23 protein-coding genes and 2 tRNA genes are annotated in these 23,609 nt (G+C 73.3%); 6 read left to right on the forward strand and 19 right to left on the reverse strand.

From position 1 onward, the window contains the following. Positions 1 to 112 precede the first annotated feature (112 nt). The 4 genes from ACOJUF_RS00045 to ACOJUF_RS00060 form a co-directional block, all read right to left on the reverse strand. A complete protein-coding gene (locus tag ACOJUF_RS00045; RefSeq protein ID WP_420119816.1) occupies positions 113 to 1,243 on the reverse strand; it encodes an OmpA/MotB family protein in 1,131 nt (376 codons plus the stop codon). A 125-nt stretch (positions 1,244 to 1,368) separates the two neighbouring features. After that, complete coding sequence (locus ACOJUF_RS00050) at positions 1,369 to 3,840, reverse strand: glycogen/starch/alpha-glucan phosphorylase (RefSeq protein WP_420119817.1); 2,472 nt, start codon at positions 3,838 to 3,840, stop codon at positions 1,369 to 1,371. A gap of 232 nt (positions 3,841 to 4,072) precedes the next feature. After that, positions 4,073 to 4,972, reverse strand: a complete 900-nt coding sequence (locus ACOJUF_RS00055) for an AEC family transporter (protein WP_420119818.1) — start codon at positions 4,970 to 4,972, stop codon at positions 4,073 to 4,075. A 118-nt stretch (positions 4,973 to 5,090) separates the two neighbouring features. Then, a complete protein-coding gene (locus ACOJUF_RS00060) occupies positions 5,091 to 5,945 on the reverse strand; it encodes a hypothetical protein (protein WP_420119819.1) in 855 nt (284 codons plus the stop codon). A 148-nt stretch (positions 5,946 to 6,093) separates the two neighbouring features. Between ACOJUF_RS00060 and ACOJUF_RS00065 the strand changes: the two genes are divergently transcribed. Further along, complete coding sequence (locus tag ACOJUF_RS00065; RefSeq protein ID WP_420119820.1) at positions 6,094 to 6,477, forward strand: hypothetical protein; 384 nt, start codon at positions 6,094 to 6,096, stop codon at positions 6,475 to 6,477. A 63-nt stretch (positions 6,478 to 6,540) separates the two neighbouring features. Here ACOJUF_RS00065 and ACOJUF_RS00070 read toward each other — a convergent pair whose 3' ends face one another. Genes ACOJUF_RS00070 through ACOJUF_RS00080 form a run of 3 tightly spaced genes read right to left on the reverse strand, consistent with a single transcriptional unit; the run spans position 6,541 to position 10,057 of the window. Then, positions 6,541 to 6,864: a MoaD/ThiS family protein gene (locus tag ACOJUF_RS00070; RefSeq protein ID WP_420119821.1), complete on the reverse strand. Its 324-nt coding sequence runs from the start codon at positions 6,862 to 6,864 to the stop codon at positions 6,541 to 6,543. Continuing rightward, positions 6,861 to 7,976, reverse strand: coding sequence for a WD40/YVTN/BNR-like repeat-containing protein (locus tag ACOJUF_RS00075; protein ID WP_420119822.1), 1,116 nt, complete (start codon positions 7,974 to 7,976; stop codon positions 6,861 to 6,863). Before ACOJUF_RS00075 ends, ACOJUF_RS00070 begins: the two co-directional genes overlap by 4 nt. Before the next feature lie 38 nt (positions 7,977 to 8,014). Then, the gene (locus ACOJUF_RS00080; protein ID WP_420119823.1) at positions 8,015 to 10,057 is read right to left on the reverse strand and encodes an alpha/beta-hydrolase family protein; all 2,043 of its coding nucleotides are present in this window, start codon (positions 10,055 to 10,057) and stop codon (positions 8,015 to 8,017) included. A 217-nt stretch (positions 10,058 to 10,274) separates the two neighbouring features. Between ACOJUF_RS00080 and ACOJUF_RS00085 the strand changes: the two genes are divergently transcribed. Next, on the forward strand, positions 10,275 to 10,799 hold the full coding sequence (locus ACOJUF_RS00085) for a hypothetical protein (protein ID WP_420119824.1): 525 nt from the start codon (positions 10,275 to 10,277) through the stop codon (positions 10,797 to 10,799). A gap of 61 nt (positions 10,800 to 10,860) precedes the next feature. Here the strand turns inward: ACOJUF_RS00085 and ACOJUF_RS00090 are convergent, their stop codons facing one another. The 3 genes from ACOJUF_RS00090 to ACOJUF_RS00100 all read right to left on the reverse strand — a co-directional run bounded on the left by ACOJUF_RS00090 (position 10,861) and on the right by ACOJUF_RS00100 (position 13,195). After that, a complete protein-coding gene (locus ACOJUF_RS00090) occupies positions 10,861 to 12,000 on the reverse strand; it encodes a winged helix DNA-binding domain-containing protein (RefSeq protein ID WP_420119825.1) in 1,140 nt (379 codons plus the stop codon). A 47-nt stretch (positions 12,001 to 12,047) separates the two neighbouring features. Further along, complete coding sequence (locus ACOJUF_RS00095) at positions 12,048 to 12,533, reverse strand: hypothetical protein (protein WP_420119826.1); 486 nt, start codon at positions 12,531 to 12,533, stop codon at positions 12,048 to 12,050. Between the two features lie 158 nt (positions 12,534 to 12,691). After that, positions 12,692 to 13,195, reverse strand: a complete 504-nt coding sequence (locus ACOJUF_RS00100) for a MarR family winged helix-turn-helix transcriptional regulator (protein ID WP_420119827.1) — start codon at positions 13,193 to 13,195, stop codon at positions 12,692 to 12,694. Between the two features lie 98 nt (positions 13,196 to 13,293). Here ACOJUF_RS00100 and ACOJUF_RS00105 point away from each other — a divergent pair, with 98 nt between their 5' ends. Both ACOJUF_RS00105 and ACOJUF_RS00110 read left to right on the forward strand, forming a co-directional pair. After that, on the forward strand, positions 13,294 to 13,707 hold the full coding sequence (locus tag ACOJUF_RS00105; RefSeq protein WP_420119828.1) for an organic hydroperoxide resistance protein: 414 nt from the start codon (positions 13,294 to 13,296) through the stop codon (positions 13,705 to 13,707). A 42-nt stretch (positions 13,708 to 13,749) separates the two neighbouring features. After that, positions 13,750 to 15,108: an amidase gene (locus ACOJUF_RS00110; protein ID WP_420119829.1), complete on the forward strand. Its 1,359-nt coding sequence runs from the start codon at positions 13,750 to 13,752 to the stop codon at positions 15,106 to 15,108. A 12-nt stretch (positions 15,109 to 15,120) separates the two neighbouring features. Here the strand turns inward: ACOJUF_RS00110 and ACOJUF_RS00115 are convergent, their stop codons facing one another. The 3 genes from ACOJUF_RS00115 to ACOJUF_RS00125 form a co-directional block, all read right to left on the reverse strand. After that, positions 15,121 to 16,896 carry an FAD-dependent oxidoreductase gene (locus ACOJUF_RS00115; protein ID WP_420119830.1) on the reverse strand — a complete coding sequence of 592 codons (1,776 nt, stop codon included), beginning with the start codon at positions 16,894 to 16,896 and terminating at the stop codon, positions 15,121 to 15,123. Positions 16,897 to 17,061: 165 nt separating this feature from the next. Continuing rightward, positions 17,062 to 18,093 (reverse strand): serine hydrolase domain-containing protein, encoded by a 1,032-nt coding sequence (locus ACOJUF_RS00120; RefSeq protein ID WP_420119831.1) that lies wholly within the window; start codon positions 18,091 to 18,093, stop codon positions 17,062 to 17,064. Continuing rightward, entirely contained in the window at positions 18,090 to 18,821 is a 732-nt protein-coding gene (locus tag ACOJUF_RS00125; RefSeq protein ID WP_420119832.1) for a glutamine amidotransferase, read from the reverse strand. Before ACOJUF_RS00125 ends, ACOJUF_RS00120 begins: the two co-directional genes overlap by 4 nt. 143 nt (positions 18,822 to 18,964) lie before the next feature. Between ACOJUF_RS00125 and ACOJUF_RS00130 the strand changes: the two genes are divergently transcribed. Together ACOJUF_RS00130 and ACOJUF_RS00135 are read left to right on the forward strand one after the other, a co-directional pair. Further along, entirely contained in the window at positions 18,965 to 20,248 is a 1,284-nt protein-coding gene (locus ACOJUF_RS00130) for a RuBisCO large subunit C-terminal-like domain-containing protein (protein WP_420119833.1), read from the forward strand. Further along, positions 20,248 to 21,003, forward strand: a complete 756-nt coding sequence (locus tag ACOJUF_RS00135; RefSeq protein WP_420119834.1) for a triose-phosphate isomerase family protein — start codon at positions 20,248 to 20,250, stop codon at positions 21,001 to 21,003. Before ACOJUF_RS00130 ends, ACOJUF_RS00135 begins: the two co-directional genes overlap by 1 nt. A 6-nt stretch (positions 21,004 to 21,009) precedes the next feature. On the opposite strand, the gene ACOJUF_RS00140 is transcribed toward ACOJUF_RS00135, so the two are convergent. The 6 genes from ACOJUF_RS00140 to ACOJUF_RS00165 all read right to left on the reverse strand — a co-directional run. Further along, positions 21,010 to 21,471, reverse strand: a complete 462-nt coding sequence (locus ACOJUF_RS00140) for a hypothetical protein (protein WP_420119835.1) — start codon at positions 21,469 to 21,471, stop codon at positions 21,010 to 21,012. A 51-nt stretch (positions 21,472 to 21,522) separates the two neighbouring features. Beyond that, positions 21,523 to 21,595 (reverse strand) — tRNA-Ala (locus tag ACOJUF_RS00145). 55 nt (positions 21,596 to 21,650) lie between these two features. Beyond that, entirely contained in the window at positions 21,651 to 21,800 is a 150-nt protein-coding gene (locus tag ACOJUF_RS00150) for a DLW-39 family protein (RefSeq protein WP_420119836.1), read from the reverse strand. 149 nt (positions 21,801 to 21,949) lie between these two features. Further along, positions 21,950 to 22,023: transfer RNA gene (locus ACOJUF_RS00155), tRNA-Ile, on the reverse strand. Between the two features lie 118 nt (positions 22,024 to 22,141). Next, positions 22,142 to 23,017, reverse strand: coding sequence for a bile acid:sodium symporter family protein (locus ACOJUF_RS00160; protein ID WP_420119837.1), 876 nt, complete (start codon positions 23,015 to 23,017; stop codon positions 22,142 to 22,144). A gap of 49 nt (positions 23,018 to 23,066) precedes the next feature. Then, positions 23,067 to 23,609, reverse strand: a 543-nt coding sequence (locus tag ACOJUF_RS00165; protein ID WP_420119838.1) for a DUF3566 domain-containing protein, incomplete at its 5' end; no start/stop codon positions are given.

Consider the following 23,609-nt stretch of genomic DNA (forward strand, 5'->3'; position numbering starts at 1 on the left):
GGCGGGGGCGGGGGGGGGGGGGCGCCCCCCGCGGGGGGCGGGGCCCGGCGCGGGGGGGGGGCGGGGCCGGGCGGGGGGGGCCCCCCCCCCCGCCCCGATCGGTCCGGCCGGATCAGCCGGCGGAGGTGAAGGTGACCACGACCGCGCGGTTGCCGGGGTCGGACGCCGGCTGCACCAGCGGCGCGGAATCGCCCAGGCCGACCACGGAGGTGATGTTCTCGGCCGGCACACCGACCTCCTGCAGGAGGGCGGCGACCTCGGTCGCCCGCTGGGTGGACAGGTCGACCGCGCCCTGCGGGTCACCGCCCGGAACGGCCGCGGTGTGACCCTGCACGGTGATCTTGGTCGAGGGGTCGACCGTGCCGACGCACTCGCCCAGCGCGGTCAGGGTCGCCTGCTTGTCGATCAGGGCCGCCTCGTTCGGCCGGAACAGGGCGGGCGTCGGCAGGGTGCAGGTGCGGGTCGGACCCGACCCCTCCGAGCTGATCTTGTCGCTGGGATCCGGGGTGGCCACCACCGGAATCGTGCCGGTGCCCGCGCCGGTGCCGGTGCCGTCGTAGAAGGTCACCTTGGCGGCGCCGGCGGCGGTCGCGATGCCCTCCCAGATGGCGTGCTGGTAGCCGACCTGCACGTCGGACAGCGCGTTCTGCTGGCCGGCCACCGGGGTCACCACGAACGAGACGTCGCGGCCCGTGAGGTCCGGCAGCTGGCCGGCCGCGGTGACCGCATTCACCACGTCCGGCGGCGACTGGTCGAAAGCGAGCAGGTTCATGTCCACGGCGCCCCGGGTGTCCAGCAGCGGGGAGAACACCCACACGGGCGAGCCGGCCGGCGAGGCCAGCGCATCCAGCCCGGCCAGGGCGTCCCGGCCCGGCTGCTGGGCCTGGAGCGCGTTCATCCGCTCGGCGAACGCCGTGGCGGCCCCGTCGGCGGCGGCGGCGACCGGTTCGGTGGTGGTCGTCCCGTCGCCCGCGACGGCGATCCACTCGACGCCGTTGCCGGCCCCCAGGGCGGTCCACTCGGCGGCGACCGGATCCGGGACGGTCACCGCCGCCTCGTTCGAGGAGCCGGCGGTACTGACCACACTGCCGGCCACCGTCACCGGGGCCGCGCTCGACGAGGTCGCCGAAGCCTCCGGCGACGAGCTGCCGGAACTGCCGCAGGCGGCCACGGCGGTGGTCAGGACCCCCGCCGCCAGGAGGGTCCCGAGAGTGCGGATGGACAACGCGCGTCTTCGAAACATGGACCCAGGCTATCCACCGATCGGGGGACAGCCCGGGTCCGAAGCGGGAACTGCGAACTATGCCACGACGGCGCAACGACCCGGGGTCGGGCCGCTGACCTGCAGCGATGCCACCTGTGCGAGCGTCAGCCGACGACCACCGGGGCGGCGTTCCAGATCCGGTCCAGGTAGTCCTGGATCGACCGGTCGCTGGAGAAGAACCCGCACCGGGCCACGTTCAGCACGGCGCTGCGGTTCCACGCCCGCTGGTCCCGGTAGGCCAGATCGACCCGGTCCTGGGCCTCGATGTAGCTCTGGTAGTCCGCCAGGGCCAGGAAGCGGTCCTCGTGCAGCAGCGAGTCGACGATCGGGGCGAACGTCTCCCGGTTGCCGTCCGAGAACGCGCCCGAGGCGATGGCCCCCAGCGCCTTGCGCAGCGACGGGTTGGTCTGGAAGTACTCCCGCGGCTGGTAGCCCGACTCGTAGATGGACTCCACCTCCGGTTCGGTCAGCCCGAACAGGAAGAAGTTCTGCTCGCCGACGGCCTTGAGGATCTCCACGTTCGCGCCGTCCAGCGTGCCGATGGTCAGCGCACCGTTGAGCGCGAGCTTCATGTTGCCGGTGCCGGAGGCCTCCTTGCCGGCGAGCGAGATCTGCTCGGACAGGTCGGCCGCGGGGATCAGCGTCTCGGCCAGGGTGACGTTGTAGTTGGCCGGGAACGCCACCTTGAGCCGGCCGGCCACGATCGGGTCGTTGTCGATCACCTTGCCGACCGCGTTGATGAGCGCGATCGTCTGCTTGGCGATCCAGTACCCGGGCGCGGCCTTGGCGCCGAAGACGAAGACCCGGGGCACGATGTCCAGCTCGGGGTTCTCCTGCAGCCGCTGGTACAGCGTGACGATGTGCAGCAGCTTGAGCGTCTGCCGCTTGTACTCGTGCAGGCGCTTGACCATCACGTCGTACATCGCGTCCTGCGGCAGCACGATCCCGTCACGCCGCTCCAGCAGTCCGGCCAGCCGGGCGCGGTTGCCCGACTTGACCGCGGCGAACGCGTCCAGGAAGGCCGGATCGTCCGCGTAGGGCTCCAGCTCCCGCAGCCGATCCAGGTCGCGCAGCCAGCCGTCGCCGATGGTGTCGGTGATCAGCTCGGTCAGCCCCGGGTTGGCCAGGCCGACGAACCGGCGCGGGGTGATCCCGTTGGTCACGTTGGTGAACTTGTCCGGCCAGTAGGCCGAGAAATCGGTCAGCACCTTGTCGCGCAGGAGCTGGCTGTGCAGCTCGGCGACCCCGTTGACCTTGGCCCCGACCACGGTGGCCAGGTAGGCCATCCGGACGGCCCGGGACGGGTGCTCCTGGATGATCGACATGCTGCGCACCCGCAGCTCGTCGTCGGGATACGCCTCGCGCAGCTCGGCCAGGAACTCCTCGTTGATCCGGTAGATGATCTCCAGGTGCCGGGGCAGCAGCCGGCCCAGCAGCTCGACCGGCCAGACCTCGAGCGCCTCGGGCAGCAGGGTGTGGCAGGTGTAGGCGAAGCACTGGCGGCAGATGTCCAGGGCCTCGTCCCAGGGGATGTCCTTCTCGTCGACCAGGATCCGCATCAGCTCGGGGATCGCGATCACCGGGTGCGTGTCGTTGAGCTGGAAGATGACCCGCTCGGGCAGCTTGCGCAGGTCGAAGCCGGGCGGCAGGACGTTGTTGAGGAAGTCGCGGATCGAGCAGGCCACGAAGAAGTACTGCTGCTGCAGCCGCAGCTCCTTGCCCTGGGGCGTGGAGTCCTCCGGGTAGAGCACCTTGCTGATGTTCTCCGCGAACGCCTGGGCGCGGATCGCCTGGAGGTAGTCGCCGTTGTTGAACACGTTCAGGTCGAAGGCCTGGGTGGCCCGCGCGCTCCACAGGCGCAGGGTGTTCACGTTGCCGGTGCGGTAGCCGGGGACCATGTAGTTGTAGGGGACCCCGATCACCTCCCAGTCGTTGTTCCACCGGGTGCGCTCGACGCCGTCCTCGCCCAGGTACTTCTCGGTGTGGCCGGCGAAGCGCACCTTGACACCCATCTCCGGGTGCGGGAACTCCCAGGGCGAGCCCAGGGTCAGCCAGGAGTCGGGCTGCTCGACCTGGTGGCCGTCCTCGAAGGTCTGCCGGAAGATGCCGTACTCGTACCGGATGCCGTAGCCGATGGCCGGGATCCGCAGCGTCGCCAGGGAGTCGATGAAGCACGCGGCCAGCCGGCCGAGGCCGCCGTTGCCCAGGCCGGGCTCCACCTCGGTGTCCCGGATCTGCTGCAGGTCAAGGCCGAGGTTGCCGATCGCCTGCTCGGCGGTCCCGGTCAGCCCGGAGGCCAGCAGCGCGTTGTCCAGCTGCCGCCCGAGCAGGTACTCGGCCGAGAGGTACACGACCACCTTGGCCTTGGCCTGCATCTGCTTCTGCACGGTTTCCAACCAGCGAGCCATCAGCTGCTGGCGGACCGTGCGGGCCAGGGCGTAGTAGAGGTCGTTGCGGGTGGCTCGGGCCAGGGCCACGCCCTGGCCGAACTGGAGGCGCTTGAGGAACTCCTCCGTGAAGCGCTCGACGTCGTCAAGGTCGGACGGCACGATCGCAGGTCGACTCGATTTGGTCACGAGCGCGGATAGTAGCCATCCTTTGTGACGGATGCCGTAACAACGTCCGTTCGCGTCATCCCCGCCGCCCCGGACCGAACGCCGTTCCGCGCGCGCCGGACCGCTTCCTGGGCGACACTCGCCGCCCGCGCTCCGCGGCCCCGACCAGGGCGGACGCGACGCGCCCCGGAGCGGTCCCGGGCCGGGGCGGGGGTGTGACGAGGGCCACGGTTTCAGCCGTCGGGGCACCCGTTCAGAGCAACGTGACGACCATCGACAGCACCAGCCCGACGCACAGGGACAGCGACAGGGCGGTGACCGCCAGGCGCTCGTCCAGATTCTCCAGCGAGGCGAAGGTGACCGTGGAGAAGCCGATCGGCGCGATCCCCAGCAACAGCATGATCGTCCGGTCCAGCCCCTGCAGATCGAACAGCAGGATCAGGCCGATGGCGACCAGCAGGCCGGCCGCGAGCCGCACCCCGATGATCACCGCCGCCCGGCCGAGCTGGGCGGACGCCGGCCGGAAGAGGATGCCGACGGCGAGCGGGATGATGATCGCGGTCGCCGACCCGAAGACGGCCAGCGCGTCGTGGACGGGGGCCGGCACCGGCACGCCCAGCAGGTTGACGGCGACCCCGAGGGCGATCGCCCACAACGCCGGGCTGTACAGCAGCCGGGTCAGCAGGGCCCGGCTGCCGGGCCGGCGGTGCGGGTTGGCCCGCGCCGCCATCAGGTAGACCCAGCTGAAGGTCAGCGCCGTGTTGACCGCGTCGAAGGCGGCGATCCGGACGACGCCCTCGGCGCCGTAGATCGCCTGGACGAAGGGCAGCTCGAACCCGCTGTTGGCGATCATGCAGCCGGTCACCAGCACCGCGCTCTGGGTCGGGGACCAGCGGGCCCGCCGCGCGACCAGGGTGGCGATGACGAAGCCGGCGACGGTGAACAGCGCCGACGACAACGGGTAGACCGCCAGCGCCGCCGTGATCCGCACCGTGGACAGCGAGGTGAAGATCAGGGCGGGCAGGCAGACGGAGAACACGAGCCGGAACAGGAAGTCGCCGTCGCGGTGTTCGGCGACCCCGAACCGGCGGAGCAGGAAGCCGCCCACGAACCCGAGCAGCACCGGCAGGATCTTGAGCAGGGTGTCAGCCACCGGGCCCCAGGTGGATCGGATCGGCCGTCACCGGTCGATCATCGGCACTGCGGCGGCGGGCGGCGCGCTCCTTCCGCTGGCCGGACGCCCCGGCGGGGCCGCGCCGGCACGGCCGGGCTCAGCCCACCCCGAGTGCGGTGGCCAGGGCCGGTGCCTGCCCGGTCAGGCAGCCGGTGACGCCGGCGGCCAGGCCGGCCCGGTCGTCGTAACTCGGGGCCAACCCGGCGGCGATGGCCTTCTCCCGGGTCGCCGGTGACCCGGCGATGCCGGTGAACCGCTCGCCGTAGGTCGAGACCAGGCTCAGCACGGCGGCCGGGCCCTTCTCGGTGAACACCCGCGGCACGCCGGCGATGGCCAGGCCGGCGAAACAGTCGGCCGTCACCTCCAGCTGGTTGCTCGGGATGAGCGTGACGTCCGCGCCCTTGGCGGCGATCATCTCCTCCAGGATGTTGTGCCCCCACTGGTGCGCGAGCAGGAAGTACAGGCCCACCTCGGCGGCCGGGTCGGCGAACGTGCCGTCCGCCCGCATCGCCATCGACGCGCCGATGGCGTCCATGAAGGTCTCGGACACCACGATGGTGTCCTCGGGGGCGCAGAACGTCGGGCCGTACCGGTCGGCGGCGCTCAGCTCGACCCCGCCGCACTCGAACGTCTCCGCCCCGCGGAGGAATCTCATCGGGGCGTTGACCTTCACCGGGATCTGCGCCAGGCCGGCGATCTCCTCCCAGAAGTCGTCCGTCTCGACCTGCATGGGGCGCAGGGCGCTCTGCTCGACCACCGAGGCGTCCACCACCACCCCCGCGTCGCCGTCCGCGGGCGGGGCGTCGGCGGAGCTCGGCGGGCCGGAGGACGGGTCGGCGGACGGCAGCGACGCGGCCACGGCCGGTTGTCCGGCCGTGCCGCCGCCGCAGCCGGCGACGGCGCCGAGCGTGAGGAGCCCGGCGATCGTGGCGATGAAGACGGTGCGCCGCACGGGCGATCCCCTCGTCGGAACCGGCGATGATGGCGCAAAGGTAACTCACAGCAACTCCGGCGGGGAACGATCGTCACCCGCCCGGGTCGGTGCATCAGCCTTCGGTGTGACCCCGACGGGCCGGATGTCCGGGCCGATAGTGTGAGGCATGGCGACCGACCCGCACATGGTGTTCCTCGGCTTCGGCAAGTACGCGCGGTCGGACAAGATCTTCGCGCTGGAGCCGATCCGCGGCGAGGACCGTGGCGACGGGCGCCGCACCGAGGTCTGGGTCGACGGCATCGGCAGCCCGATCGTCGCCTCCCGGACGGAACGGACCATCCTGGGCGACATGGGCCAGGAACGGGCCGCCGACCCGGCCATCCTGGAGGAGGCCCTGGAACTGGCCGAGCGGCTGCTGCGGGCCGCCGAGGTCGGTCGTGTCGACCTGGGCGATCTGGGCCGGCGCGCCCGCCACGTGCTGGAATCGGCCACGTCGGCCGGGGCCGGCCGGGCCGCCCCCGACCCGGGGGACCAGCCCCGCCTGCTCTGAGCGGGCCGGGCACGCCGTGCGCACGGTCGCCGGCCGGGCACCCGGGCGACGGACCGCCGGCGATCAGCCGCCGGCCATGGACCCGACGATCAGGAACGGCTCCCGGCCGCTGGCCACCTCGTCCGGCAGTGGGCGGTCGGGCGGGTCGTGGGACAGGTCCTCCTGGCAGGCGTAGAACCGCACGAAGCCGCGCCGCTTCCCGGTGGCCCGGTCGCGCACCCGGCCCACCAGCACCGGCAGGCGGGCCTCCAAAGCGTCCAGCACGCTGGCCTGGGTGACCGGACCGGACACCTGGACGTCGACCTCGCCGTGCACCCGGGCGAGCTCACGCAGGTGGGCGGGCAGCACGATCCGGACGCCGGCCGGGTTCCCGGCGGGGGCGGTCATGGCAGCGTCTGCACTTCCACCGACAGGACCGCCGGGAGGTCGCGGACGATCGGCGCCCAGCTCGCCCCGGCGTCGGCCGAGGCGTAGACCTGGCCGCCGGTCGTGCCGAAGTACAGCCCGCACTCGTCCAGTGAGTCCACCGCCATCGCGTCGCGCAGGACGTTGACGTAGCAGTGCTCCTGCGGCAGCCCGCGGGTGAGCGGCTCCCACTCGTGACCGCCGGTCCGGCTGCGGTAGACACGCAACCGGCCGTCCATCACGACGTGGTCGGAGTCGCTGGTGATCGGCAGGACGTAGATCGTCTCCGGCTCGTGGGCATGCACCGCGATCGGGAACCCGAAGTCGGTCGGCAGGTTGCCGCTGATCTCCGTCCACGACTCGCCGGCGTCGTCACTGCGCATCACGTCCCAGTGCTTCTGCATGTAGAGCACCTCCGGCCGGGCCGGATGCAGGGTGACGTGGTGCACGCAGTGCCCGACCTCGGCCTGCTGGTCGGGAATGCCCTCGGACCGCAGCCCGCGGTTGATCGGCCGCCAGGACTCGCCCGCGTCGTCGCTGCGGAAGGCGCCGGCGGCGGAGATCGCGGTGTACATCCGGTTGGCGTCGGTGGGGTCGAGAATGATGGTGTGCAGGCACATCCCGCCGGCCCCGGGTGCCCACTGGGGCGCGCTGGGATGGGTGCGCAGGCCGGGCATCTCGGTCCAGCTGCGGCCGCCGTCGCGGGTCCGGAACAGGGCCGCGTCCTCGACCCCGGCGTAGACGGTGTCCGGGTCGTCCAGGGCCGGTTCCAGGTGCCACACCCGGGTGAATTCGAACGGCCGCGGGGTCCCGTCGTACCACTGGTGCCGGCCGACCTCCCCGGTGTAGGTGAAGGCCGAATCGATCGGCTCCCAGCTGTCCCCGCCGTCGTCGGATCGCTGGATGACCTGCCCGAACCAGCCGCTGGACTGGGAGGCGTAGATCCGGTTCGGATCGGCCGGTGAGCCGTTGACGTGGTAGATCTCCCACCCGGCGAAATGCGGTCCGCTGACCCGCCAGTCGCGCCGGGCGCCGTCGGCGGTCAGCACGAAGGCCCCCTTGCGGGTCCCCACCAGCACACGCACTCCGGTCATCCGACGCTCCCTCGCATCACGGTCGGGCCGGGGTGGCCCTACGGGGTAGACGGCGTGGCCCCCGCGGACTCATCGGTCCCGCCCGCGGGGTCACCGGCCGGCGCGTGCATCGCGGCCAGGTGCTGCGACAGCAGCGAGTCCCGGATCTCCTCGCGGGCCCGGAGCGCCCGCTCGATCCGGGCGAGCTGCTCGGGTGTGGCCGGCAGGTCGTAGACGGCAGCGATGAACCGGGCCAGATCGGGCCGGTAGTCGTGGGCCCAGGCCCGGTAACCGGCCGTCTTCTGGGCGTTCTTCATGTCCATCAGGCCGTGCAGGAAGCTGGTGATCGGCCGCCAGCGCAGGCGCGCCGGCACGCCCCGGGGGCTGGCCCCCGGCACGATCTGCACGGCGGGGCGGGCGTCGGTCAACCAGTCGGGGCGGGTGGACAGCAGGTCGACGCCGAACTTGGTCACGCCGTCGTTGTCGTGGCTGACCATCACGTACCGCAGGGCCGCGCGATGCTCCGGGGGGAGCTCGGCCAGCTGGTCGAAGTCGTTGACCCTGGCCACCAGCAACGGGTCGACGTCCGGCCGCGCGGCCCCGGTCACCTGGTGCATCCACCCGCTGGCGTACGGCGTGCCGATCCACAGGGCGCGGTCGATGCCCAGCGCCTCCGGGCCCAGGGTGCCCCAGTGCAGCAGCACGTCCTGGCTGGTGTGCGCACCCAGGCTCTCGCCGAACAGCACGACCCGCGGTCGCCGGCCGGGCCGGTCGCGCAGCCGCGCGCTGATCGCCAGCCAGAGCAGCCGGTTCTGCTCGCGGGCGTCCTTGACCTTGAACAGCGACAGCGGGGACGGCCGTTTGGAGTACTGCATGGTCACGATGGCCACGTCGCCCCGGGTCAGGTACGCGGCGGCCGCGGTGGCGCAGTAGTTGATGTAGCCCGAGCCGGTGGGCGAGCACAGCATGATCAGCGCGCGGTCCCAGGCGCCGACCCGGTCCATCTCGGCCAGGGCCAGGTCGACCCGGGCCCGGGCCGTCGGGGCGCTGTCCAGGCCGACGTAGACCAGCGCCGGATCGGCGACCGCGGGTTCGCCCATCACCGAGGAGATGGCCAGGTCGGGCAGGCTGACCGGGAGCCCGGTGACCGGACGGGGCCGCGGGTACAGCAGCACGTGCCGGCGTCCCTCCCGGCCCAGGGTGGGCCACGGCACCAGACTCTGCGCCGAGCCGCTGGCGGTCGGCCCGACCCACCGGCGCCCGCCCTCGTCGTCGATGATCGGTTCGATCACATTGGTGCCGGCCTCGATCGACCGGATCGCCCGGTGCCAGAGCACCGATCCGCCGGCCACCAGCGCGGCCAGGGTCAGCGCGTGGCCCACCGGTCGCCAGACCACCCGGCCGCCCGGCAGCGCCGAGGCCAGCAGGGCGCCCGTCCCGTCGGCCAGCAGCCGCTGGCCCAGGGCCGCCCCGGACACCGCGGCGACCACCCCGGCGCTGGCCAGCGCGGCGCGCCACGGCTCGACCACGGGTGCGTCGGTGGTGGCCGGTTCGTCCGGCAGCCCGCGCCGCCGGTAGGCCTCCAGGGCCAGGCCGAGGCCAAGGCCCAGCGGCGCACCGAGCGGAACCGCGGCCAGCCGGCCCCCCGCCCCGATCGCCCGGTCGGCGGCCGCCATGCCGGCCCGGCTCAGGGTGAAGGCGGTCCCGCCGACCCCGGTGACCGCGGTCCGCCAGGCGACCTGCCGGGCCAGCCCGCGCACCATCGGCTCGGCCTCGCGGCGGGTGAGCAGCCGGTGCACCGCGATGCCGACGGGCACCGCCGCCAGGTCCGCGATGAGCGCCGCGCGACGGTCCCGGGCCGGATCGGCGGTACCCGCCGCCCACCCGGCGACACCGGCCGCCAGCGCCTCGATGCTGTCCTGCGTGGCCACCGTGAGCAGGTACGACAGGCTGGCGCCGATCCCGGTGACGATGGCCTGGTCGGACAGGCTGCGTGGCACCAGCGACGGTTCGAAGGTGCCGGGGACCCCGGCCGCGGCCACCAGCAGCCCGGTCTGATCCCCCGGGCCGGCCAACCGGGCCACCCACTGCTGGATTCCCATGACGCTCCGTTCCGTCCGGCCGGCCCGCGTCGGCGACGGTCGGCTCCCGCGCATCATCGCCGTCCCCGGCCGGCGGCGGCATGGTCCGAGACGGGTCATCCGCGGCCCGGCCCCCGGTTAGCCCCAACCGGATGACGCCGACGGATCCCCGGGCGGGCAAGGTCGATCGTGCGGCCCCCGGAGCCGCCGTGACCGGACCCGTCGACAAGGAGTCAGCATGCCCATGGACACGTTCCTGTTGATCGCCGCGCAGTACGACGACGAGGAGGCCGCGGTCGCCGACTACGAGTCGGTCAAGGCGGTCTACCACGAGACGCACCTGATCGACACGTTCGATGCGGCGGTCGTCAGCAAGGACGCCGACGGCAAGGTCTCGATCGTCAAGCGGCACGAGCAGCCGACGCGGGACGCGGCCAAGGGTGGCCTCGGCGTCGGCCTGGCCGTCGGCGCGCTGGTCGCCCTGTTCCCGGCCGTCGGCCTGGGTGCCGGACTGCTGTTCGGCGGGGCCGCCGGGGCCGGGGTCGGCGCCCTGGCCGGGCACGCCGCCGCCGGGCTCAGCCGGGCCGACCTCAAGGAACTGGGCGAGCTGCTGGACGCCGGACAGAGCGGCTTCGTCCTGGTCGCCGCGACCGACCTGCAGGACAAGCTGGACAAGGCGATCACGCGCGCCGACAAGCAGGTCCGCAAGGAGCTCAAGGCCGACCCGGACGCGGTCAGCGCCGAGCTGGCGTCGCTGCCCTAACGGTGCCAAACCCGGCTCGCCCGGCTCGGCCGGTCCGTCGCCCCGGTCGGCGGCGGCCGGGTCACCGCCGGGCCAGCAGGCCCGACCGGACGATGGGCAGGCCCTTGTCCCACCAGTGGTCGTAGCGGCGGTAGACCTCCGGGTCCCGGCCGGCCAGCAACGCGACGAGGGCGGTCGCCTCGTCGGCGAGCGCGGCCCACACCTCGTCGGGCAGCGGGTGGAAGGCACCGGCCTCGATGCCGGCCCCGGTCGAGCGCCACACGCCCGCCACCCGGCCGTCGACCAGCAGGGTGGGCAGCACGTCGCCGTTGCGGCGGATGACCGCGGCCCGGTAGGCCGGCGGGATGAGCCGGCTCCGATCGGCGTAGGCCAGGAGCACGCTGTCCCACATGCCCAGCAACCGGGGCGGGACGGGACGGTCGGCGTCGGGCAGCGGCCGGTCGGGCAGGTCGAACAGCTCGGCCCCGTCCGGTCCGGGCCGGTCGCGCAGGTCCTGCCGGTCCGCGGCCAGCGCGGCCCGCACGACCGGTCGCCGCAGTAGGGTGAACTGCGCGATGTCGGCCACCGTCGCCGGACCGAATCCGGCCAGGTAGCGGCGGATGAGGTGGAGCACGGCCGGCTCGGCCGGACCGGTGGGGTCGGCGACCGGACCGGCCGTGTACCGGGGACGTGGGCCGAAAGTCCAGGTCGCCGCGGCCGGCGCGTGCACGAACGGCCCGTAGGTGCGCAGCGCCCACCACGCGCCGGGCGGCGGCAGGTCGCCGAGCCGGTCCCTGGTCCAGGCGTCCAGGTCGGCGTTGCTGCGCGGCTGCGCGGTGAACGCCAGCAGGTCGGGGATCAGGGCGTCGACCTGATCGGCGGTCAGGCCGAGTCCGGTGAACCGCCGGTCGTTGACCCGCGAGGCCCGCAGGGACGAGGCCATCGCGTGCCGGAAGGCGGGGTAGTCGTCGCGGTGCACCGCCTGCAGGGTGATCCGCATCAGCGACGCCTTCACCACCCGGCCGGCGGCGAACGCGGCGTCCAGGTCGGCCGGCGCGAACCCGGCCAGCCGGTTCCACAGCGCGAGGTAGGGCGAGGCGGGTTCCTGCGCCTGCAGGGCGACCGCGCGGCGCACGCCGTCCTCGACGGACAGGCGGGCCCGGCCGGCCAGCCCCTGCCGGTCCAGCGTCGCCCGGTTCAGCTGCCGGCCGGTCACCACCACCCGGCGGACGGTACTCCCGGGCGGTGACCCGCCCGGGCGCGGACGCGTCAGGCGACGCGGGACTCCTCGTCGGCGACGCTCTCCTCGCGCACGGTGAGCACCTCGAACGTGGTGGCGTCGGCCATCGAGACGGTCTCGTTGTCCCACAGGACGCGGGCCCGGGCCGGGGCGCCGTACCGCGGCGGGGCCACGTTGACGATCAGGCCGGTCAGCCCGACGCTCACGCAGACGTCGTCGACGAAGGACCGAACCTTGTCGCCGATGCGCAGCGGGCGGGGCCGCTGGGCGGCGGTCGGGGCCTGCACCGGCGCCACCACCGGGGCCGCGGGAACGACCACCGGCGGGGCGGGGACGCCCGGCGGCGGGACCGCGCCGGACAGGGCCGCGGGGCCGAACGCGGACAGCCCGGATGTCTTGGCCGCGGGAATGGCACTGGCGGAATGCCCGGCGGAATGCCCGGCGGGCACCCCGATCGGACCGGCAGCCACGGCCGGCAGCCCTTGATCGGCGGAGATTTCCTCATGAATGGTCATCGGGGTCGCCCCTTCCGGTTTGTCGCTTGCCCATTCAGAGTCGGCGACGTTCGGTGCCGGACGAAGACGAAGGTGTTACTTGGATGTGAAACGCCTGTTGCTCTCATCACAGAATTCCGGGAGAACCCCGGGCAACCGGTGCGGGCGACCGGCGGGGGTCACCGGCCGGCAGGGCCGGGATCGGACTCCAGGGCGCCGACCAGGCGGGTGAGCTCGTCACGGAGTTCGACGAGCCGGCCGACGGACAACCCGGTGCGCTGGCCGATCTCCCCCGGGATGGCCGCCGCCCGCTCGCGCAGGGCGAGCCCGGACGGGGTCAGGGCGATCACCACGCGGCGCTCGTCGGTGTCGTGCCGCCGCCGGGTCACGTGGCCCAGTCCCTCGAGCCGCTTGAGCAGCGGGGTCAGGGTGCCGCTGTCCAGAAGCAGGTGCTGGCCCAGTTCGCACACCCCCACCGCGTCCGCGGGGCGCTCCCAGAGCACCAGCATCACCAGGTACTGCGGGTAGGTCAGGCCCAGATCGGCCAGCAGCGGGGTGTAGGCCCGGACGATGGCCCGGCTCGCGGAGTAGAGGGCGAAGCAGATCTGATTGTCCAGCTCGAGCGCGCGGTACCGATCGGCCGGCGGACCAGGATCTCGGTCCCCGCGCGGTCCCGTCGCCATGTGGTCCACCCTACACCGCCTCGATGTTGCCCTATTAGATTGCGCACAATACAGTTGCAATCAATCGACCCGCTCGGGTCGGACCGAAGGAGACCACCATGAGCGCCCTCTACACCGCCGTCGCCACCTCGTCCGGTGAGGGCCGCACCGGCCACGTGCGCACCGACGACGGCTTCATCGACACCGACACCCGCATTCCCGCGCCGATGGGCGGCCCGGGTGGGGCCACCAACCCCGAGCAGCTGTTCGCCGCCGGCTACGCCGCCTGCTTCCACAGCGCCATCAAGCTGATCGGTCGCCAGGAGAAGATCGACGTGACCGATTCCACCGTCACCGCCGAGGTCGACATCTTCAAGCAGGACGTCGGTTTCGGGCTGGGGGTGCGCCTGGTCGTCCGCATCCCGAACGCCGATCCGGCGGCCGTGGCCGCGGTGACCGAGAAGGCGCACCAGGTGTGCCCGTACTCCAACGCCACCCGCGGCAACATCGAGGTGGACCTGCAGGTCGCCTGATCCGACCGTTCGGCCGGCCCGGCCGTGGGGCACAGTGAAGCGGTGACCGAGTCCCTGCCCCTGCCGGTGGCACCCGCATCGATCGAGGCCATGTCGTTGACCGCGACGATCGAGGCCATCCGCTCGGGGCGGCTCTCGCCGGCCGAGCACGTCGCGACGGTGCTCGACCGGCTCGCCGCCGACCCGTTCAACACCGTCATCACCCTCGACGCCGAGCGGGCCGCGGCCACCGCGGCCACCCGCACCGCCGAGGCGGCCCGCGGGCAGTGGCGCGGACCGCTCCACGGGATCGCCGTGGGCGTCAAGGACCTGATCGACGTGGCCGGCCTGCCCACCCGCTGCGGCTCGAACGTGCGGCGCGACGTCGCGCCGGCCACCCTCGACGCTCCGGTGGTGGCCCGGCTGCGCGCCGCCGGCGCCGTGGTCGTGGCCAAGCTGCACACCCAGGAGTTCGCGCACGGCCCCACCGGCGACGTCGCCGCCACCGGTCCGGCGCGCAATCCGCACGACCCCGGCCGCATCACCGGCGGGTCGTCGTCCGGCTCGGCCGCCGCGGTCGCCGCTGGCCACCTGCCGCTGGCCCTGGGCACCGACACCGGGTGCAGTGTGCGCACCCCGGCCGCGCTGTGCGGCGTCGTCGGGCTCAAGCCGGCGTACGGGGCCCTGCCGACCGACGGGGTGTTCCCGCTGGCCGAATCGCTGGACCACGTCGGCGCACTGGCCGCCGACGTGGCCGGCACCGCGCTGGCCTGGGCCGTGCTCGGCGGCCGCGACCCCGACCCGGCCGAGCCGGTGCCGGGCCTGCGGGTCGGCGTTCTGGTGGACGAGTACTGGCAGCCGGCCGACCCGGCCATCGCCCCCTGGGTGGACGCCGCCGTCCGGGCGCTGGTCGCCGCCGGCGCCCGGGTGGTGCCGGTCCGGACCCCGATGATCGAGGAACTGGTCGCCGCCTACCCGCTGATCGTCGGCAACGAGGCCTACGCCACCCATTCCCGCGCGCTGGCCGAGCGTCCCGATGACTTCCAGCCGCTGATCCGGGAGCGGCTGCTCGGCTTCGCCGACCGGCCCGCCCGCGAGTACATCGAGGCGCAGCGCACCCGCCGCCGGCTGGTGCCGGCCTTTCGGGCCGCGGTGGCCGACGTCGACGTGCTGGTGCTGGCCACCACCCGCCTGCGGGCGACCCCGATCGGGGCCGCGTCGGTCGAGGTCGACGGGCGGGCGGTGGACGTCCGGCCCGCCCTGCTGGCCCTGAACTCCCCGTTCAACCTCACCGGGTGGCCGGCGGTGTCCGTGCCCGCTCCGGCGCCGGGCCTGCCGATCGGGGTGCAGATCGTCGGGATCCGGCGGGACGAGCACGGGGTGCTCGACGTCGCCGCGGCGCTGGAGCGGGCCTGGCGCTGAGCGGCCGGCCGGTCAGCCCCCGGCCCGGGCCGGTTCGGCGGCCCCGGCCGACGCCGGCGCGCCCGCCTGCACCGCCACCAGGGCCGCCCGGTCGGCGGCGACCGCGGCCCGGTAGCCGGCCACCTGCCGATCGGTCTCGGCGGCGTCCCACCCGGCGACGTCCGCCAGCAGCGCGGCGACGGCCGGCGCGGCCTCGTGCCCACCGTCCGGCAGCTCGATGGCCAGGTGGGTCCGCCGCATCAGCACGTCGGTCAGGGTCCGCGCACCCTCGGCGGTGACCGCGTAGAGCAGCTCGGCGGGCAGGTAGCCGGCCCAGTCGGCGCGGGGCGCGATCAGCGACCGGTCGGCGGCCCCGGCGGCGAGCACCGCGTGGATCTGGTTGCCGTAACGGCTGAGCAACCGCTCCACCTGCTCGCGGCTCAGCCCGTGCTCCTGCGCCAGCGCCCCGGCCCGGTTCCCGATCGCGGTCCAGCCGGCCGCGCCGAGCAGCGGCGTGCTGCGGGTGAGCGACGCGGGGACGTCGCCGAGCCGGCCGGTGGCGACGGCCGCGTCCATCGTGTCCTGCGCCATCAGCCGGTAGGTCGTGTACTTGCCGCCGACGATGGTGACCAGGCCGTCCGGGCCGGCGATCACCGAATGGTCACGCGACAGCTCGGACGTCGCGTCGGCATCGGTGTTGGTGTCCGGGCCGACCGGCCGCAGCAGCGGCCGGACCCCGGCGTACACGCCGAGCACGTCCGCGGGCTGCACCTTGCGCCGCAGGAAGTGGTTGAGCTCGCGCAGCAGGTACTCCACGTCCGCCACCTCCGGGCGCGGCGACCCGCGATCGCCGTCCCACGGGGTGTCCGTCGTGCCGACCAGCCAGTAGTTCCACCACCGCCGGGCGATGATCACCGAGTCGCTGGCCCGGGCCAGGATGCCGGTGTCCGCGTCGATCGCGTCCCGGCGCAGCAGCAGGTGCACGCCCTTGGACGGCTGCACGTCGAAGGTGTGGGCGCCGGCGAGCTGCTGCACGTCGGCCGCCCAGGCCCCGGCCGCGTTGATCACCATGCGGGCCCGGATCTCGTGCCGCGCCCCGTCCGGCCCGTCGGTGACGACCGCGCCGGTCACCCGGTCCCCGTCCTTGAGGATCTCGACGACCGGCGCACCGGTGATCACCTCGGCGCCCAGCGCGGCCGCCGTCCGGACGACGGCCAGGGTGTGCCGGGCGTCGTCCATCCGCACGTCGTAGTACTGGATGCCGCCGGTCACCACGTCCGGGTCCATCGAGGGGGCATGCCGGACGACGCCGCCCCGGGTCAGGTGCCGGTGCCGTGGCACGCCGCGACCGCGCAGACCGAAGATGTCGTACAGCAGGATGCCGGCGCCGGCGTAGGGCCGTTCCCAGTGCGCGGACAGCGGGTAGAGGAACGGCTCGGGCCGGGTCAGGTGCGGGCAGAGCGTCTTGACCTGCAGATCGCGCTCGACGATGGCGTGCGCGACCAGCCCGAAGTTGTACTGCTCCAGGTACCGCAGGCCGCCGTGGAAGATCTTGCCGGAGCGGGACGACGTGCCGACGGCGATGTCACCGGCCTCGACCAGCACCACGCTCAGACCCCGGGTCGCGGCGTCCATGGCGCAGCCGGCGCCGGTGACCCCGGCCCCGATCACCAGGACGTCGTGCTCGCCGCCGGAGGCGGCCCGCAGCGACCGGGCCCGCTGGGCCCGGTTGAGCCGGCTCGGATCGGCGGACTCCGGATCCATCGATCCGGTCGGGACGGTCGCGGGCTGGGGAGCGCGGTCGGGCATCGGTGGACAACCCCTCGGACGTCGGTGGCCAGGTCGGCTGGTCAGTTCCCGCTCCATGATGCGGGCACACCGGCGGCCGGCACCCGCAGGCCGGCCGCGACCCCGGCCGCGACCCCGGCGCCGCCGTCGGTCCCGCCGGTGATCGGGCCGCGTGATCGGGCGAGGTCAGGAGGGCGCCAGCAGCGGCGCGAGACAGGCTCGCACGGCTGCCATGTCGGGTTCGTCACCGAGGGCGCTGACGGCCAGGTCCCGGGCCGGATCGACGATCAGGAACTGCCCGTCGGTGCCGTCGCCGAAGTAGCGGCCGTCCCCGCACACCCACAGACCCTGGCCGTAGCCGGCCTTGGGCAGCGGGTCGTCCGGCCGGACCGGGCCCGCCGACCCGGTCGACGCGGCCGACGGGGTCGTCATGGTGCGGATCCGGCCAGGCGCGAGCACCCGGACGCCGCCCGGGCCGCCGGCCACCCCGTCGTACCGGAACAGGTCGGCCAGGGCGTGCAGCTGGTGCGGGTCCAGCCGCAGGCCCGTGCCGCCGGCGTCGTACGCGCCGTACCGGCGCCAGGTCGGACCGCCCGTGATGCCGGCCGGAGCCAGCACGCGCTCGCCGACCCAGGCACCCAGCCGCTGCCCGATGAGCTCCTGCACCAGGATCGACACCAGGAACGGGCCGGCGTTGGAGTAGGCGAAGTGCCGGCCCGGCGGGTGGTCGAGGGGGCGGGCGAACAGGTAGGCGGGCAGCTCGTCGGGGTCGCGGTCGCCGATGTCGCGGCGAAACAGGAACCCGGTGTCGTGCCCGATGGTGCCGTCGAGCAGGTGGGCGAGCCGGACGTCGGCCCAGCCGGCCGGTCTGGGGAGCGCGGCCAGGGCCGGCACCTGGGCGATCAGCTCGCCGACGGGGGCGTCCGGCGTCAGGCGGGTGGATCCCCAGCGTTCCCCGCGGTCGATCGCCACCCCGACCGCCGCGGCGACGGCGACCTTGCTGATCGAGCGGACGTCCGCCGGCCGGCCGTCCACGACGTGCGCGAGCCGCTGCGCGCCCTGGGTGACGGTCACCGCCCGGACCCGCGGCCGGCGACCGTCGGCGGTGCGCACCGTCTCCAGCAGCTGCACCGTGGCGGCCAGCCGCTGCGCCGGCGTCGACCCGGCCGTCGACCCGGCCGGCGATCCGGTCGACGATCCGGTCGACGATGCGGTCATCGAGCGAAGAGCTCGACGAACCGGCCCAGCAGGTTCGGGGTGCTGACCACCCCGCTGGCCCGGGCCGCGGCCAGCACCGCGTCCGCCTCGGCGGGCGGGAAGTAGCCGGCGTACCGGTAGGCCTCGATCCGGGTGGCCAGCCCGTCCAGGTCCAGCTCCGGGTGGAACTGGGTGGCGTAGACCCGGCGACCGACCCGGAACGCCTGCACCGGGCAGGCGGCGGACGAGGCCAGCGCGGCGGCGTGGCCCGGCAGCGAGCGAACGGCCTCCTTGTGCCCGACGTAGGCGCCGAACTCCGGCTCGACCCCGGCGAACAGCGGATCCTCGCGGCCCGCGTCGGTGAGGGCGACCTGGATGCCGCCGATGGGTTCGCCGTAGGTGCGGTCGACCACCGCACCCTGATGCCGGCCCAGGGTGCCGACGCCGTAGCAGCAGCCCAGGAACGGGAAGTCCCGCTCGACGACCTGGTCGAGCAGCCCGGCCAGCTCGGCCTCGACCCGGCGCTGGGTCGGCGACTTGGAGGTCTCGGGGTCGCTGGCCTGGTACGGCCCGCCACCCAGGATCACCCCGGACCAGTCGGCCAGGTCGACCGCCCCGAGAGGGCGTTGCTCCATCCGGATCCGGACCAGCTGCGCGTCGTCCAACCCGGTCCGGCGGAGCATGGCGGCGTACTCGTCGTCGGCGGCGACGTCCTCGCCGCGGATCGCGAGCATCAGGAAGGGCTTCACGGCATGCGACGGTATCGGTAGGGTGACTGACTAGACAGGACTGGACATGTCCAGTCAACTTTCCCGTCACGTGTACCGATGACCGGGGCCGATGGGGGCGGGGAGCCGCCGGGGGCGCCCGACGAACCGAGAGGAGCCCGGTGGTGACGTCCACTGGACCGGCGGAGATGTTCAGCCGCAGCGAGTCGATCCGCGGCGAGGACTACCTGCTGGCGACGTTCTACCTGACCATGCCGGCCGACGCGGACGTGCTGGCGAAGGCCACCGGGTACGCGGTCGGCCAGACGATCGGGACCTGGATCGAGGTGCCCGGGGTGACCGAGGAGATGCGCCGCCGGCACCGCGGCCGGGTGGTGAAGATCCTGGAGGCGCCGCCGGTCGACCTGGCCACCCAGACCGACGCGACCAGCGGCTACTTCATCCAGATCGCCCTGCCGACGGTCAACTTCGGGCCGTCCATCCCGATGCTGCTGGCCACCGCGATCGGCAACGACGTGTCGACGTCGGTCCAGGCCAAGCTGGTCGACCTGGAGATCCCGGACCCGCTCGCCCGGGAGCTGGCCGGGCCGCGGTTCGGCATCGCCGGGGTGCGGGACCTGGTCGGCGTGCCGGACCGGCCGCTGGTGCTGAACATGATCAAGCCGTGCACCGGGCTCACCCCCGAGCAGGGCGCGGCCATCTTCTACGAGACGGCGCTCGGCGGGGTGGACCTGATCAAGGACGACGAGCTCATGGGCAACCCGTCGTTCTCCCCGGTGGTCGACCGGGTGAAGGCGTATCTCGGCGCGGCCGAGCGGGCCCGGGACGTCACCGGCCGGGACGTGGTCTACATCCCCAACGTCACCGACCGACCCGACCGGCTGCTGGACACCGCCCGCCGGGCGGTGGACGCCGGCGCCCGCGCCGTGATGATCGCCTACGCGAGCGCGGGTTACGGCACCCTGCAGGCCCTGTCCGAGACGATCGGGGTGCCGATCCTGGCCCACTACGCCGGGGCGACCCCGTACTTCGAGGGACCGGGCACCGGCATGTCCGCCCCGCTGGCTCTTGGCCTGCTGCCGCGGCTGGCCGGCGGCGACATGATGCTCACCATCACCCCCTACGGCGGGTACCCGCTGCGCCGGCTGCCCTACCTCAAGACGGTGCACGAGCTGACCCTGCCGCGACCGCACATCGCACCGGCCTTCCCGGTGGTCGGCGGCGGCGTGCACCCGGGCACGGTCGAGACCTACATGCGGGAGCTGGGGGCGGACATCATCCTGGGCGCCGGCGGCGCGATCCAGGGCCACCCGGACGGCGCGGCGGCCGGCGCCGACGCCATGCGTCAGGCCATCGACGCGGTGATGGCCGGCCGGCCGGTGACCGACGCCGCACAGGAGCATCCGGCGCTGGCCCGCGCTCTCGAGCGGTTCGGATCGGGCGTCTGATGGCCCGGTTCGTCATCGGGTCCAGCCTGAAGATGTACTTCGGGCACCGGCGAACGGTCGAGTGGACCCGTGCGGTCGCCGCGATCTGCGCCGAGCACCCGGCGACGACCGGCGGGACGGTGGAGTTCTTCGTCATCCCCACCTTCCCCAGCATCCCCGCGGTGGCGCAGATCGCCGGGCCGGCCGGGATCGCGGTCGGCGCGCAGGACCTGCACTGGGCGGACGCCGGCCCGTTCACCGGTGAGGTCAGCGGGGCCGAACTGGCCGAGCTCGGCTGCACCATGGCCGAGGTGGGCCACGCCGAGCGGCGTTCGCTGTTCGGCGAGACGGACGAGACGGTCGCGGCCAAGACACACGCCGCCCTGCGCAACGGGCTGGCGCCGGTCGAGTGCATCGGCGAACCGGAACCGGGCTCACCGGGCCGGGCCGCGGACTTCTGCCTGCGGCAGCTGGAGTCGGCGCTGGCCCCGGCCCGCGCGGCCGGAACCGGCGGGCGGCTGATCGTCGCCTACGAGCCGGTCTGGGCGATCGGAGCGCCGCACCCGGCGCCGCCCGAGCACGTGGCTCAGGTCTGCCGGGCGCTGCGCCGGGAACTGGCCGGCGACCCGCTGTTCCCGCAGGCCCAGGTCATCTACGGGGGCAGCGCCGGACCCGGCCTGCTGCCCCGGATCGCCGACGACGTCGACGGGATGTTCCTCGGCCGGTTCGCCCACGACCCGCAAGCCGTGCGGACGATCCTGGACGAGGTCGGCTGACAACCCTCAGGACTGCTCGGCGGCCAGCAGCACACGGAGAACCTCCGGTGCATAGAACCGCCGGTTGTACGTCTGCTCATCCAGCGGCGCGAGGATCCCGAGCTCGACCAACGAGTTCACGAGCTTGTTGGCGCGCCCGTAGGACAGCGCGAGCAGGGCGGACACCTGTCGCACGGTGAAGGTCATCCGGGACACAGCGAGGTCGACCAGCGAGTGTGCGGAGTCAGCCCGCAGATTCGACGCTCTGATCGTGTCCTTGAGCCGCCCTTGGAGGGCGACCAACGCCAGCATCTGCCGGCGGGTGGAGTGGGCGGATTCACCGATACCGCGCGCGAAGAACTCCACCCACTCATCCCAGTCCCCGCGGCCGGAAACAGCCAGGAGTCTGTCCTCGTGGTCGCGCCGTCTGGCCTCGAACCAGGGCGAGACCGTGAGCGTGGGTTCGCTGATCAGCCCTGGGTCGAGCATTCGATTCAGCCGAGCGCCAGTCCGCGGCGCATCGGAACAATCCTTTGAGCGTGGAGACGAAGAGAATCGAACTCTCAACCCCCGCCTTGCAAAGGCGGTGCTCTGCCAATTGAGCTACGTCCCCGAACGGCCCGCTCGCGGCCACCGGCCTGGTCCGGTGCGGCGGGCGGACCGACAGCCTAGCTCGCCGAGGAGGCGAATCCGGTCCCGGCCACGGGCTTGGTCGCCTCGTCCCACAGGGCGGCCTCGGCGGCCGCCGCCTGACGACGGCGCTGGACCAGGAACGCGATGCCGCCGAGGACGGCGAGCAGCACCAGGATCTTCTTCATACCCACCATCCAACACGACACGGAGCGGAACCCGACCGGTCGTCGAGTGCCACGTCCGACCGTAGCGCACCGGGGCCCGGATGTTTCACGTGAAGCCGTCTCCGGCCCGAGATGCGGGCCGGGATAAGGATTGTTGCGGTCGTGCGGGGTGGGCCTAGGAGGACTTGAACCTCCGACCTCTTCCTTATCAGGGAAGCGCTCTAACCGTCTGAGCTATAGGCCCCGGGCACTGCCGTCTGCGGAACAGACAACCGCGGCACCGGAGTCGAGCCTGCGTCCGACCGGCACCGCGGCCTCATAACTTACCGCACCGGAGGAAGCGACCCAAATCCGCGGCCGGATCAGGCGGCGGGCTCGGGCCGCAGCCCGTAGCGGGACCGGACGAGCGTCCCGAAGCCGATGGCCAACGGCAGCATCAGCACCCCGTAGACCGCGGCCGGCAGCGAGAGCTCGGTCGAGCCGAGCACCGTCTGCGCCACCACGATGGCCAGCGTCGCGTTGTGGATCCCGATCTCGAACGACGTCGCGACGGCCTGCGGATGGGAGGCCCCGAACCGCCGGGGCACCACGAATCCGACGGTCAGGCTCAGCAGGCAGAAGAGCACGGTGATGACGCTCAGCCGGCCGAACTCCTGGGCCAGGAGCGCCCAGTTGGTGATGATCGCCCCCAGCATCACCAGCACGAGGATGGTGAACGACGCCCGCCGGACGGGCCGGTCCATCTGGTCGGCCCACCCGGGCCGCCGGAACCGGATGAGCATTCCCAGCAGCACCGGCAGCAGCACGATCACCACCACGTCGAGCGCCGTCTTGGCCTGCGCCCCGAGGTGGTCCGCGCCCGCACCGAACCAGCCCAGCGAGAAGTTGACGATCAGCGGCAGGGTGACCAGGGCCAGGACCGAGTTCACCGCGGTCAAGCTGATGTTGAGCGCGACGTCACCGCGGAACAGGTGACTGAACAGGTTGGCCGAGGTGCCCCCCGGGGCCGCGGCCAGCAGCATCATGCCGACCGCGAGCGCCGGCGGCAGGTCGAAGGCCAGCACGAGCGCGAAGCAGGCGGCCGGCAGCACCACGATCTGGCAGGCCAGCGCCGCCAGCGTGACCCGCGGGTGACGCAGCACCCGCTCGAAGTCGGCCCGGGTCAGGCCCAGGCCGAGCCCCAGCATCACGATCGCCAGCGCCACCGGCAGGGCGATCGAAGTGAACACCGATCCCATGACCGAAAGTCTGCCTGATCGGACGGGCCGGATGAACCGGACGTTCGGGTCAGTCGCGCTCGCCGAGGGTCAGCTCGACCCCGCCGGACATCGCGGCCGCCGCGTTGTAGATGAACGCGGCCACCGTCGCCAGGGCGGTGAACAGCACGATGTTGATCGCCCCGATGATCGCGGTGATGCCGAAGATCCGGCCCGCGGTGACCAGGTCGGTCTTGCCGGCGGCCTGCGTGTCGGGGGACGAGGTCAGGGTGGAGAACGTGTCGTTGATCTTGGACCACACGCCCATGGCGTCCATCGTCAGGTAGAGGATGCCGATCGCGATCATCCAGACGAAGAACATGACGATCGCCACGATCAGGCTGATCTTCAGGACGGTCCACGGATCGACCCGCTTGAGCTGGAGCGAGGCGAGCCGCGGCGGTCGCCGGGTGGCCTTGGCCCGGCGCGCGGCCTCGGAGCCGGCGCGGGCCGGCGGCGGCGCCGGACGGGCGCCGACCTGCTGCGGGGAGGCCATCGGGGATCCGTCGGAGCCGGCCGGCCCGTTGCCCGGGCCGCCGGTCGGGCCGGCCGGGTTGCCGGCGGGGGCCGGCGC

The organism is Nakamurella sp., from assembly GCF_048594475.1.
In the GTDB taxonomy this organism is placed as follows: Bacteria; Actinomycetota; Actinomycetes; order Mycobacteriales; family Nakamurellaceae; genus Nakamurella.